Annotated in this window: 11 protein-coding genes and 1 pseudogene; 6 read left to right on the top strand and 6 right to left on the bottom strand. The window is 52.4% G+C overall.

From position 1 onward, the window contains the following. Positions 1–559: 559 nt before the first annotated feature. On the top strand, positions 560–1606 hold the full coding sequence (locus tag F3J38_RS27625) for an FUSC family protein (RefSeq protein WP_167144520.1): 1047 nt from the start codon (positions 560–562) through the stop codon (positions 1604–1606). A gap of 508 nt (positions 1607–2114) precedes the next feature. After that, the gene (locus F3J38_RS27620) at positions 2115–2984 is read left to right on the top strand and encodes a RepB family plasmid replication initiator protein (protein ID WP_034827977.1); all 870 of its coding nucleotides are present in this window, start codon (positions 2115–2117) and stop codon (positions 2982–2984) included. Between the two features lie 441 nt (positions 2985–3425). Here F3J38_RS27620 and F3J38_RS27615 read toward each other — a convergent pair whose 3' ends face one another. Further along, positions 3426–4121 (bottom strand): hypothetical protein, encoded by a 696-nt coding sequence (locus F3J38_RS27615; RefSeq protein WP_167144518.1) that lies wholly within the window; start codon positions 4119–4121, stop codon positions 3426–3428. A 554-nt stretch (positions 4122–4675) separates the two neighbouring features. Here F3J38_RS27615 and F3J38_RS28305 point away from each other — a divergent pair. Next, positions 4676–4972, top strand: coding sequence for an acyl-homoserine-lactone synthase (locus F3J38_RS28305; protein WP_167144524.1), 297 nt, complete (start codon positions 4676–4678; stop codon positions 4970–4972). A gap of 510 nt (positions 4973–5482) precedes the next feature. Here F3J38_RS28305 and F3J38_RS27605 read toward each other — a convergent pair. From F3J38_RS27605 to F3J38_RS27595, 3 genes are all read right to left on the bottom strand, one after another. After that, complete coding sequence (locus F3J38_RS27605; RefSeq protein WP_167144516.1) at positions 5483–6214, bottom strand: YoaK family protein; 732 nt, start codon at positions 6212–6214, stop codon at positions 5483–5485. Positions 6215–6360: 146 nt separating this feature from the next. Next, positions 6361–6621 (bottom strand): hypothetical protein, encoded by a 261-nt coding sequence (locus tag F3J38_RS27600; protein WP_167144514.1) that lies wholly within the window; start codon positions 6619–6621, stop codon positions 6361–6363. Further along, positions 6621–7373: a tyrosine-type recombinase/integrase gene (locus tag F3J38_RS27595; protein WP_444505529.1), complete on the bottom strand. Its 753-nt coding sequence runs from the start codon at positions 7371–7373 to the stop codon at positions 6621–6623. Before F3J38_RS27595 ends, F3J38_RS27600 begins: the two co-directional genes overlap by 1 nt. An 812-nt stretch (positions 7374–8185) precedes the next feature. Between F3J38_RS27595 and F3J38_RS27590 the strand changes: the two genes are divergently transcribed. Further along, positions 8186–9382: a hypothetical protein gene (locus F3J38_RS27590; RefSeq protein WP_167144512.1), complete on the top strand. Its 1197-nt coding sequence runs from the start codon at positions 8186–8188 to the stop codon at positions 9380–9382. Positions 9383–9964: 582 nt separating this feature from the next. Beyond that, positions 9965–10774 carry a shikimate dehydrogenase family protein gene (locus F3J38_RS27585; protein WP_167144510.1) on the top strand — a complete coding sequence of 270 codons (810 nt, stop codon included), beginning with the start codon at positions 9965–9967 and terminating at the stop codon, positions 10772–10774. 22 nt (positions 10775–10796) lie between these two features. Here the strand turns inward: F3J38_RS27585 and F3J38_RS27580 are convergent, their stop codons facing one another. Further along, positions 10797–11693, bottom strand: coding sequence for an ornithine carbamoyltransferase (locus tag F3J38_RS27580; RefSeq protein WP_167144508.1), 897 nt, complete (start codon positions 11691–11693; stop codon positions 10797–10799). A 56-nt stretch (positions 11694–11749) separates the two neighbouring features. Next, a pseudogene (gene tnpC / locus F3J38_RS27575) lies at positions 11750–12685 on the bottom strand (IS66 family transposase); the annotation flags it as partial. A 78-nt stretch (positions 12686–12763) separates the two neighbouring features. Between tnpC and tnpA the strand changes: the two are divergent. Further along, positions 12764–13175, top strand: a 412-nt coding sequence (gene tnpA / locus F3J38_RS27570) for an IS66-like element accessory protein TnpA (protein ID WP_369411068.1), incomplete at its 3' end; no start/stop codon positions are given.

Here is a 13175-nt window from a genome sequence, read left to right as displayed (position 1 = left end):
TCCACTGTCGCCAGGGCTGGGCTGCCGGCCGTCTGAGCAGCGTCTGCCACTGCGAGGCGGCAGTCGGCCAGTCATGCGCCATCTCCGCTCTGACGGCGGGCTGACTCAGCTTCTGATAGTAATTCATACGTGCTCCTGACAGCGCCTGTCTATAACGCGTACAGGCCGGATGACATCTCTGATATCAGTATAAGCCGCTATCCTTACAGCCACAGCGGGAACTCACCATGTGTGGAAGATTTGCGCAGTACAGCAGCCGTGGTGAGTATTTTGACGCGTTGTGCCTGACACAGGACGAAATTACGTTCGACCGGAGCCCATGGGCCGGTTCGACGCCGCGGCAGGCACGCGTGTGCTGCTCCTCATCGGGAGCTGGCCAGAAATGCTGAACCGGATTAAGGCCTAAGGAAAGCTGCCCGAAGTGGCTCTTAAAACCAATTATTTTAAAAGCCGATCAACAGGATTTTAAAGGAGAAGTAAACAGTGTTATCAACGAAGGCCACAGCCGGGTTTCTCATTTTCAGTCATTATTCAGCTCTGTTTGTATACGGGAGATCTCATGCCGTCTGAACCGGGTATCCGACACGATATTACGCTGGGGCTTTACTGCCTGCCCGCCATCATTGTTATCAGCGTTGCAGGCTATTTAACCGACCATGTTGCCGCAGCCAGTATCGCAACAGGTGGCGCGATTACCCTTGCTTTCGGAGCAAACAAAACATGGGGGGGGTCATCACTGTCATTGCTCGCAACCACTGTGGCGGGTCTTATTTTTTCTGCCTGGCTGGGTAGTCTGACTGGAAATATATTTTCCCTGTATGTGGCCGGTGCACTGCTTTACACCGGCTTGTATGTGGTGATGGCTAACATCGATGTCAGTGCATGGTGGATGCTGCAGCAGTGGACAATTACTTACCTCGTGTCGGGCAGCTTTGCCGGAACCCCGGAGCATGCCCTTCTGCGTGCCGGCCTTGTCGGCGCAGGCGGAACACTACAGATGATAATTCTGGCAATAATCTTCCAGCGACGAAACTTTCAGCTTCGCGATTTCAGCCCGGGCACGTGGAAACGTTTTTTAATGCATTTTCTTGTTAAGTACAAACATCGTGTCCATCTGCAATGGTCAGTCATATGCGGCATGCTGGGGATGGCTGGTGCGCTGACGGCAGTTCATCTGCTAAACCTGACTAATGGCTACTGGGCGGGTATGACGCTGCTCATCTGCCTGCGAAATAATTACCGGGATACGTTATCAAGGGTGCAGGCACGTGTGCTTGGCACGCTGACAGGCTGCATTACGGCAGCCGGCCTTATCGATTATTGCAGCAGTTCGTTATTCATAATGGCTGGCTTTATTATCACCGGATTTGCTGCCTTCACCTTCTCTTATTCAATGATTAATCGCTCGTATGGCCTCTTCAGCTTTCTCATCACCACAATGGTGGTTTTCATGATCTCCGGATTCGGCATTCCTCAGACAGGTATTGCTCTGCACCGGTTTGAGTCGACTGCCCTGGGAGGGGCAACTGCTATTCTGGCGATCATACTTACCCGTATGGCCACGCGGGAACAAATTATGAAGGTTAGCCGCTCAGGGACAGGATGATTTTTTATCGTTAATGCCATCCACTGGACGATGGGCGGGGCGCGTCAGCGTGACGCCCGCTACGAACGCCAAGATAAGTACCGAAAACATGCATGCCATGCAGGTCACCTGCGAGGGCCAGTGCATAATGTCAGGCAGCAGAATCCTCCCGCCGATACCTTAAATGCAGGGAGCCATTCTGCAGAGCGATACCAGAGATAGCCTGTGGGCTCAGGCTATGCTCCCCCTTAATGATCTTATCCACAAATACACAGGAGCGATCCAATAACAGTTCCACTTAGATCCCTTAAGTTCCATATAGATCCCGGCCCTCTGCAAACCCCGCCATCGCTGGCCTGAAGCCATATCCGGATGTGTACTGAAGGGATCTAAGTGTGTGCTGGCGGGTGAAATATGTGTGCCAGCGGGATGGAAATGTGTCGTGCCGGGATGTATTGTGTGTGCTGGCGGGAAGAGCCCGGATCATACTCTTGACCAGCACATACGCGCAGGGAATTCACATAACAATATGAAAGAAAACACTTTTATTGGCGATGCGCTGTACAGCGACATGATCAGCAAGGAAAAACAACTCACAGTTAATTCTAATAATACCGTGCAGCCCGTCGCGCTGATGCGACTGGGCGTTTTTGTGCCAAAGCCTTCAAAATCACAGGGGGAAAATAATGTTGTGGATGCCTCCGAGCTGTTTTCCCAGCTGGAAATCGCCAGAGCTGAAGGTTACGACAACATCAACATTGCGGGCCCGCGTCTGGATATGGACTGCGACTTCAAGGTCTGGATTGGCGTTATCTATGCATTCAGCAAGCACGGGCTTAATTCAAATAAAATCGAGCTGAAATTCAGCGATTTTGCAAAAGGGTGTGGGTTTTCAGCCAAGCGCATAGACAGTCGTCTGCGCAGTGCCATTCATGAATCGTTGGGTAAACTGCGTAACAAATCGATCTCGTTTAAGCGGGGAAAAGACGTACGTGGCAGCTACCAGACAGGCCTGCTCAAAACCGGCTATTTTGACGCTGACAAAGACATTGTTCAGCTTGAAGCCGATGAGAAGCTCTGGGAACTTTTTCAGCTCGATTATCGCGTGCTTCTGCAACAGCATGCTATTAAGGCGCTTCCAAAGAAAGAGGCAGCCCAGGCCATATACACCTTTATTGAAAGCCTGCCCGCTCATCCCATACCCGTGGCCTTTGCGCGCCTGCGTGAACGCCTTTCGCTCTCCAGTTCGGTGAGCGAACAAAATCGCACGATCAAAAAAGCGCTGGAGCAGTTGCAGAAAATCGGGTATCTGGAATTTTCACTTGTCCGTAAAGAACGTGAGAATTACCTTATTATTCATAAACGTAATCCAAAACTCAAACCATCAGATCTGCAATGATATGAGACAGTCGGGTCTGATTTGGCTATCAGTAAACGTGTGTGCTGCCGGGCACGCTATCAGGAGCAGAGTAACCGTGTGAGTGATCAGGATCGGCTCATTCGTGTGTGCTGTCGGGAAAGGCTCTTCTTCACCTCGTATCTGAGTCTGGTAACGCCCTTAAGATGTGCGCTGGCGGGAAAAAACTCCGTCATTCCCCCGGCAGCGCACATCCTCGGTATTCTTATCCCGTCAGCACACACTTACATGCTTCTCATCCCGCCAGCGCACATCTTAAGGGCCTGCACCTGTAGCTGGCAGCCTGATTATCCTCATATATATGCACCACGTATAAGCGACAGCCGGACTGACGATGGCTCAGCACGGTTACTTTGCGCTCTCTCAGCACTGCAGCACTTTCCCGCTGGCACACATGCTCTCGGCAGTACTCTTCTAAATATCTCAGTGCGCACGACTTTGCCAGTGGAAATCGAGGCTCACGGCTTCCCCGTCCTTCTCCATAATTATCCGTTCTCTGGCACAGACGCCGTTGGGTATGACTTTTTTCCAGTGCCGGTCTGTCAGCTCCGGATGCACGGGGATAAAAAATATCCCCGTCAGAAGCCACAGGCGGGATTCAACCTGACTGACAGTCTGGGGTGACAGCCAGAGCGGCATGCTGAAACCCAGGGCGCGGGTGTCCGCAATCCGCAGGACGCCCTCAGGTGGCGGTGAATCGGCAAACACGACCGCGGGCAGAGGAGCACGCAGGCAGAGAGAACCGTACCGGGGAAAGCTGTCACCCTCGACCGTAACAGGAAAATCAAGATGTGCCGCAGAGATACCGGCGGCGGAAGACGTCCTCCCGCTGAATCTGTCCTCGCTGTAAATCATGCCGGTAAGATTTTCTTCCCGGACAGCCCGGGCGTGCGCGTGTTCAGCAACAGCGCTGCAGAAGGCGCTGAACGTAGATGCTGGCATCTCCCCGAGCGGATAGCGCCGGAAAATGATTTCCCGCTCAGGATGGTTGAGGAGGGACTGTCCGCGGGTCTGTAAAACATTTTTGAGTGTGAGCTCAAACCCGTCGCGGGATACCAGCGTCCAGAACAACCAGGCTGCCGCATCTTCCAGCAGCTGTGGGTGAAATTCATTTTTCATGACGTAATTTTCCTTTTGTTATCCCGGAGCACCCGACTGGAGGGAACGGGGCGAGGCCTGTGTATGCCCCGTCGGAACTATGATAATCGTGCGAAAGCAGTCAGCTGATCTCGCTGGTCAGTTCTCAGTAAAAGCGTTCCTTCGTGACAGCCGCACCCAGCCTGCGGGGCAGAAACTGATTGTCCTGCCGGCAGGCCGCTGAGGCCGCCCCGGGCAGGGTCGCTGACGTTAAGATTATCTTTATTATCCCTGATTTTATTTTGATTGCGCCTCCGGAGTGACGGCGTTCCATTCCGGCATTGTAGGCCATGAGACCTTTACGGGTAAAATGATTGCAGATATATATCAGGCGGCAGCGCAGCGCTTTCCGGCGTTCAGCGCAGCACGCGAAGGATCCCGTCGCTCATGACCTTCGTCGGCCTGGTAAGCACATTCCGTCCCGCCTGTGCAGGCGCAGCCGCGGTGAAAATACTTAAATTTGCTTAATCCACTAAAACTGTGCGCGATAATTTGTAAAATCGACGTATTGCGGCAATCAGACGCAGTTTCAGGGGATAGGGAATGCTGGAACTTTTGACGTGAGCTATGAAGAGCTCAGGACAACGCGGGCGTCAGAGCTTTACAGGCTGCGCAAGCAGACCTTCAGTGACCGCCTGGACTGGGACGTGGTCTGCAGTCAGGGAAGGGAATCGCTCCGGTGGACTGACATTAAGGCTATGCCGGCCAGCAGGGGATCGCCCGCAGCAGGCACAGGCGCGATGGAATCGCCAGCCGTTACAGCGGGCGGGCATCATATGCTATTAAGATCTTACAGACGAGAATATGGCAGCAACTTACGTTCAGCTGAATAAAAAAATGGTTATACCTGTGCAGAACGGCCACGCGCGTGCTGTGAAGGTTACCCGGCTTGCTCGCGGACGGCAAAGGTGCACCTGCAATCCTGGTTGTCCGGCCGGGCGGATCCGGTAGCCACTGTAGTCAGTAATTGCGCTCAGAAAATGTCAGAGCTAAGCAAAAGACGCATGCAGAGGGGAGTAGCAGATGCCAGCGTGCATATAGTGTACATTTTTACAGTATACAGTGAACCCTGGCGAAGGCAGCCCGTCCGGATCCCTCAGCATTGATGTCATACAGGACGAACATCCGATAAGCAGCATTTCCGGAAGCTGCTAATGCCGTTTAGCGGGCAGACTTAAAGATGGCAGATAAATGGACGTTCTGCAGGTGCCGGCGCGATCCATCGCATTCCCTGACTGCTGCTTCACGCCCTGCAGCCGCCGGCCGGAGCGGCCCGTGGATCCATACAGACGGTCAGGGTGCTTTCATCTGCACGTGACCGCCGTCGCTGAAAGTACCGGCCGCTACCAGAAACGCCAGCCGGTCAGATGCAGCGCGCGGGCGATGCCCCCGAGCGCGGTGAGGATGAGCAGGCCAGCCAGCCCCGCCATGGCGCTGAAGCCAAACCGGACGAAAAGAAAATAGCCGGCCACGCACCCCGACAGGAACGAGACGATGGTCACGAGGTGCGTGCCGAGCAGCGCCCGGTGCGCGGGCGCGTCAGCCGCCTCGCGGCGGCTCACCGACGCCCGGAGCCAGGAGCCCAGCGCCATGCCGGCATCGGTCAGGGTCCCGGTCACGTGCGTTGACCTGACCCGCCCGCCGGAAAGCTGCGTGGAGGTGGCGTTATGCAGGCCCATCAGCAGCGCGAGCGTGACCAGCACCTCGCCGTTGTTGCGGATGCTGTACCAGCGGATTTCAACCAGCGAGATGGCCAGCAGCAGCACGCCCTCACACAGCAGCACCAGGCAGAATACCGTGCGCACGTTACGCCGGAGGCCAAAGGCTACGGCGAGGCGCGCCAGCGTGGCGCCCGTCACGAAGGCCAGGATCAGCACCGCCAGAAAAAGCAGGCCGTGCAGGTCATAACTTCCCGCCTCCGCGGACAGCTGGGAGGTGTTACCCGTCATGTGGGAGGGGAAGAAGCCAAATGCGCCGAAGGCCATGGCGTTGAGGACGCCCGCCGTGGTGGCAAGCGTAAGGGCGAGCAGGCGATCCTCACCGTGGGTACGGTGTTTTTTTCTCCTGAGGAGCATACGGTCAGATCCTGATGATAAACGGAGCTTTATTATGAGTAATCATGCGCCGTTAGCAATCAGCCCCTTACCCCGGCCACCGCCTTTTTTCCGCCGGGCGCACGTTCCGCATACCGGCCGTCCCGCCTCCGTATTGGCCTGGCGGCCTAGACGACGGGCAGGAGCACGGCCAGCATCCAGACGCTGGCCAGCCCCGTCACCAGCGTCGTGAGCAGCAGCGGCAGCGGCGACCGCTCAGGCGGCAGAAACTGAACCTGCAGGCGGGGCAACGCCATACGGGACCGCCGCCGGCGCCACCGCCGGACCTCTGCACCCAGACTGACCCAGAGATAAAGGTTCACCGCCGCGAGCCCGGCCATCAGCAGCAGGCCCGGCAGCGTCACAAAATCCCGCCATTCGGCCATCATCAGCGCCCGCCGGGCAGCAGCGCCCGGGCCTCCGCTGCGTCCATCGAGAACCGCACGCCGAGCTGGCGGGTCACGTCCAGCGCAAACACCCGGGTATACCACTCGGTGGACTTCGCGTCCTTGTGCCCCATCAGCGTCTGGATCACCTTCTGCGGCACCTGGTGCTGCACCAGGTGCATCGCAAACGAGTCCCGGAACGTTTTGGGTGTCACCGGCCGGATGGAGAAGGTGACGCCGTCACGCTCGGCGGCCGCGACCGCCTGTGAGATCCAGCTGCGCGCGGTATCCTCGCTCCTGATATCCCACAGCCGGGCGCCCGCCGGCGGGCTCACCGTCGCAAACCATTCTCTTAACCGCTGCACGAACCCTGGATCGGTGAGCGGCACCGCGCGCGGCGGGTTATCCCTGATTTCGGCCTCAGCCTCCCGCTCCGCCTGCTGCTCCTCCTTCGTCGGGCGCCCGCGCCGGCGGCTGCGGTTTCTTGCGGCCTCCTCGAGCCCGCGCTGCTTGAGGGTGCGCAGCACCACGAACGGTGACGACAGCGGCGCGCCGGTGAGCGGGTCGTCGAGCACAAAGTCCTCCCGGGTCAGCGGCAGTATTTCGTTCAGTCGCCCGCCGGTGTTCCACAGGGCGTCGATGAACAGCCGTTTGCGGAGATCGGTCACCTTAGCGAGCAGCACCGCCACCTCGGGCGCCAGCAGGTAGCGGGGCATGTCGGTGCCGTAAGCGGCGGCGAGGTTGCGCAGCGCCACCGCACTTTCATAGTCAAAGTAGCGCGCGGCGCCATGATCGTGCAGATTATGCTCAGTGACAACGCTGTGCGAATTCTGCGGGATTTCTCGGGGTAAAGTGCTCAGATTTTCAGTCTCCGTCGTCTGCCGGGTGAGAACGTATTTTCGCGCGTCTGTCCAGCGAAAACCACGGGAATAAATCGATCCTCACCGGATCCTCTGTAGAACGGTTTTCCGGCTATTTTTCCGTATACGGAGAATAACCTGGACGGCCCGGAATAAAAAGCGGGGCGAACGGCGGAGGTTCCGGCGAAAAAGGTACTGTAACTCACTGACGATAAAGAGAAGTTAAGCCAGAGTGCCTCGTCACGATCGTACCAGGCACTCCGCCGTGCATACCTGGTCTCCGAGACACTTAATCTTCGGAGCCATCCATGCCGGAAATCTGCTATGGGATCCAGTCGGCCCCCTGCGTCTCTGACGTTTATTTCAGCAGGGGGAGGGGAGGCTGAAAAGCGTCCGGCCCCGCGAGCCAGAACAGCACCCGGCCCTTTCCTGAAATTCGCGATGCTCTGCGCCAGTTGGCATTATTGATAGAAGAAGCAGGATAAATGGTTTACTGAAAACAGGAAATTACTGGACAATAAATTGATATATAAAAACAGGTGTAATAAATAGAATTTATTCTTTTTTTTAAGTGTGAAAAGTTATAAGTTTAATAACTTAACTATGTATAAGTGCTAATATATTTTCTTTGCGGTCAGTCAGAAAGGAAAATGTCAAGCCTGCTGAGCTGAACCCGATGGCTATCACCATAATCAGAGGATAATAATTTGGAAAACAGTAAAAACCGGCGGCTGCTATTAAAGGTATGGGCGTGGATTATTCCCGTACTGACGCCTGCTATGGTATCCACATTAATAGCAGCTATATTTCTGTGGGGGCATCTTCTGCGCACCGGACATACAGAGCTTTTCTTTGACAGCGTATCGTTTTCCTCCTTCTTCGGTTATCTGTTTTTTTTCGCCGGCGTGAGTATTGTAGCTTTCTGCCTGCTGATATTCATGCCCTCTCTTATGGCAGGCCTGTTTATCAGCAGCGTCGGAGAAAGGGATGACCAGAAAAGAGAGCTGGAAGAAAAAAACATCAGAATTGTCATTATAACCGCGCTGCTGTCCGTGCTGGTTATATTTGGTTATTATATGATATCGTTATTCACCGGAGAAAAAATTCAGCAAAACGTCAGTATTCAGATGCTGATTATACTGGCAATCAGTATGGTAATGACGGTAATTTTCAACAGAACCATCACGCGGGTCAAAATTTCAGGAGCTACCTGGCAGAGCAAAGTGAAAGTGTTATTTTTCATGCATTGTTTCCAGCCATTGCTGATCGCCTGTGCTGCATGTATTTACGTATTTCCTCTGGAGATTTTTCTTAAATATCTGGAATTTCCGGAAGGTACAAGTGAAATCAGGCAGACAGGTACGGTCATTGCCATTTCAATGTTCGTTATTGTATTTTCTTTTATCCCGGGCATTGTATTTCTGAGGCTCAGAGCGCAAAGCAGTCTTATCAGGATGGTAGCTCTGATAAGCGGTATTATGGCAGCCATGCTGTTTGTCATGTCAGTATTGGTATCTGCTGTTCCTGCGCTGATACTGACCCTGTTTTTACGCATGTCCGGCGTGATTGATCTGACTCCAAAAATTTACGGCGTCCCTGTGGCAAACTATCCCGAAGAATATTTCAGCGACCCAGGCTGGAACGCCAGACGTTCTAAAGATGGTAAAACCTACCTGCTCCAGGCCGTTAAGCTTTATTCACTGGGCAATATACGACTTTTATGCCCTCCTGAGTTAGCCACCGTCTACAAAAAAAGCCTGAGATATCAGATTCTGGACATTCATTACGATGAAAGTCTGAGGGGTCAGCTTCAGGAAAGTGCTTCACACTGCCGGAAAGTTGATGGAGGTACGCTTCTCATGATGGAAAAATTACCCGCGCCGGAAAACCCTGCGAAAACTTAGAAAACAGGAAGAGCAATGAGCGAGACTGATTTTTCTCTGTTTTTTGTGAAAAAAATGCAAATCTATTACAATACGCCAGGGAAAAATCAGACAGCATTCTGATAGATGACAGCTAAAATTTGTATCCCTAAAAGTAACATCGCCATACATACCAAAATTAAAAAGGTGAAAATGATATTTATGTCAAATAACAGTAAGTTAAATAAGCATCTGCATTAATTTTCATCCCCCTCCTTGCTCAGGCGTAAGCGACACATAACGACCGTGTTGACAATCGACTCGATGAAACAAGAAGTAATTTAATTGTTTTTTATCATTTAGTTATTGGATGTTTACTGAATAATTTCACTGACAAATAAAATCATATTTGACATTCTGCACTGAGCGAGGAATCGAAGATGAGCTGGAAACGCACGTGAAAGGAGATATCAGCCAGTCTTTAATTAAAGTTTTACCCTTAAGGTAAAATGCCTCCAACTAATACAAGACTGACTTCAAAAAAATTGGATTGGCGTGGTAATGTCTAATTATGGTTCTCATAATTAAGCATCATGATTAACGGTCTTTCTAAGGGGGATAAACATGACTGAACTCAGTATCGTGAGCGGGAAATTGCAACTTTTATCCATCATCGGAGACCCCATAGTTCAGGTAAACGCGCCACTGATGATAAACGCAGCTCTGCAGAGAGAAAATATCTCAGACGTGTTGATGGTACCTCTTCATGTAGCCCCTGCCGGACTTAGAAATGTACTTGATGGACTGAAATCTGTTCAGAACTTTCATGGTGCTATCATAACAATGCCTCATAAGCAGCAGACGCTTTCATTTATTGACTCTGCGAGCGAGTCTGCTTTGGCAACTGGGGGATGCAATGTCATCAGAAGAGATAGTAAAGGCAGATTGTACGGCGATATGCTTGATGGAGAAGGATTTGTATTAAGCCTCCTGCATCGACGTGTAAACATTAAAGGCAGTAGAGTTTACCTTGCAGGAACGGGCGGGGCTGGCTCAGCCATCGCACACGCAGTGGCCGGACAAAAACCTGCTGAATTGATTATTTATAACCGTACTCTGGAAAAAGCAGTTGAACTGGTTAACAATCTTTCCGTCCTTCACCCTGAGATAAGGATTATTGTTGGCACCGCGATCCCGGAACAGGTAGATATCGCAATCAATGCAACATGTTTGGGGATGGGAGAAAACACTGATTTGCCTTTTTCTATAGAAAACCTAGCAGCAGATACTCTTATATGCGACATCGTTATTTTCCCTGAAAAAACTAGTCTACTCAGGCGTGCGGAGCAAAAAAAACTCCCCACCCACAACGGAAGATCTATGCTTGATGCTCAGATTAAGCTGATGCTAGATTTTATGCTACGTCCGGATTAGTGTGGTTTGTCAGGATTATGACTTAAGTCTCACGGGTTGAATTGAGATGGTTTTTATACAAAAATTCCATAGCCGCATTCTGTACATGTAACAGATATGCTTTAGCTTTTTTTACATGGCAACGTTTGTCCAGCATTGCATCCGATGAAACTTCTTTGCCACGAGTGACAGGTGGACATGGAATAAACACCGTATCAGCATCACACGATGACAGTAATTCTTTATCGACCCGATATTTTTCCAGTTCACTTTTAAGTCTGTTACTAACCTGAGAGGGCCAGCAATCTGTGACTATTACGTCAGCCATTTCAATGAGGCGTTTATCATCAGTAACGTTAAAGTTCTTAATTATGTCACCACAAGGGACGAATAATTCTGGCGGGGCTATCTGGGTAACTTTGATAGGCAATACAGATGCAGCTTCAATCCATGAACGCAAAATGTTTGCGTCAGAACCTATTACAACAACATGGATGCCATCCCAGCCACCTCTCAAATGCCGAATATAAGTTAAATCCCCCAAAATCTCACAGGGATGATTACTGTGAGTTCGCAGGTTAATGACTGACATATTAGTTACTGCAGAAAATTGTTGAAGTTTATTCAGAGAAGGTGTCCGGATGGCAATAATATCAAACCAGTTTTCAAGGAAAGACGCCAAATCCTCCACAGACTCACTACCTTCAAGCCGGGCATTCAGATGAGTCACATGTGCACCCATGGCGGCACCTCCAAGACTGATCGCTGCCGGATTACGCCAGCCCGGCAACTCCTCAATTAATCCCACTCTTGCGTTGTAAAGTGTCTCAGGCATTTGTCGGTTCTGCCAGCAAGAAGATAGTTCGATAGCCCTTAAGGATATCTTTTCTATGGTATCTGGATCCATCGCATCAATTCTTATCAGATTCACTGAATTCATTTCTCTTCCTTTTCTGTTACGAGCAAGTATTATATATCTTAACCTCTTGCCTTTTCTTAATCAGAGGTCACACCGGCATTCCATGGCAACAAATCACGTATTCGGTTCACAGGCCATTCCTGGATATATTCCAGCACATAACGCAGCCATACCTCCGGGTCCACGCCGTTAAGCCGGCAGGTGCCGATAAGCGAATATATAACGGCGGCTCGCTCGCCTCCGCTGTCTGAGCCCGCAAATAACCAGTTTTTTCGGCCTAAAGCGACGCATCGCAGGGCGTTCTCCGCAATATTCTTGTCTATCTCTGCCCAGCCGTTGCCGCAATACAGGTTCAGCGCGTCCCACTGTTTCAGCAGGTACGCGAACGCCTTTGCCGTATCTGAGTGCCGTGACAGCACCTTCATTTGTTTTTGTATCCAGTCGTACAGCGACTGCATCAGTGGGACGGTCTGTGCTTTCCTGGCCGCCTGCCGTTCCTCTGCCGGGCTGCCGCGTATGTCTGCCTCGATGGCGTACAGCTCACCGATGCGCTTCAGCGCTTCGGTAGTGGTATCTGTTGGTGTACGGACATGAACGTCGTGGATTTTTCGTCGTGCGTGCGCCATGCAGGCCGCTTCGGTGATGCGCCCGTCTTCGTAAAGTGCGTTATAGCCACCGTAGGCATCTGCCTGCAGGATACCGCTGTACCCGGCAAGGTGCTGCTGCGGATGTATTCCCTTACGGTCCGGTGAGTACGCGAACCAGACTGCCGGTGGCATTACCGAGCCCGCGTTGCGGTCATCCCGTACGTACACCCACAGCCGGGCCGTGCGCGTTTTGCCGCTGCCCGGCTCCAGCACCGGTACCGGGATGTCGTCGGTATGCACCTTGCCCGGCATCAGCACGTACTGTTTCAGCAGGTCATACAGCGGCTCCAGCAGTTCACTTACCGCCCCGGACCAGCGCCCCAGTGTGGCCCGGCTCAGCTCCACGCCCTGACGGCGGTATATCTGTAAGCGTCCCATCCAGACCGTCTTTTATTTTTCCCCGTGTTTCCTAACATGGACACTTTCGCGAACATGGACACTACCGTGGACAGAAACACGCCTTACACCAGTAGACCCTGGATCACTGCTGCACTCAGCCTGCGCTTTAACGACGCCCTGACTTACCGTGAAATCGCAGAGCTGCTGGACATCAGCACCTCCGCCACGCATAAAATGTTCAAGCGTTTTCGCCGCACCGGCATTAACTGGCCGCTGCCGGAGGAATACACGCCTGAGCGTCTGGAAGAAGAGCTCTACGCTTTCAATCTTGAGACAAATCTGCCGGTTAAAAAACGCCGTCCGGACTGGCCACTGGAGTTCAAAATCCGCATGGCGGATTTAACCCTGCAGCCGGGCGCCTGTGTGGCGCAAATTGCACGTGAGCATGGCATCAACGATAACCTGCTCTTCAACTGGCGGAATCTGCATCGTCAGGGACTGCTGGACCCTGCCAGCA

It is taken from the genome of Candidatus Pantoea formicae (assembly GCF_011752625.1).
Taxonomy (GTDB): domain Bacteria; phylum Pseudomonadota; class Gammaproteobacteria; order Enterobacterales; family Enterobacteriaceae; genus Pantoea; species Pantoea formicae.
This window is presented reverse-complemented; position numbering and strand designations above follow the sequence as displayed.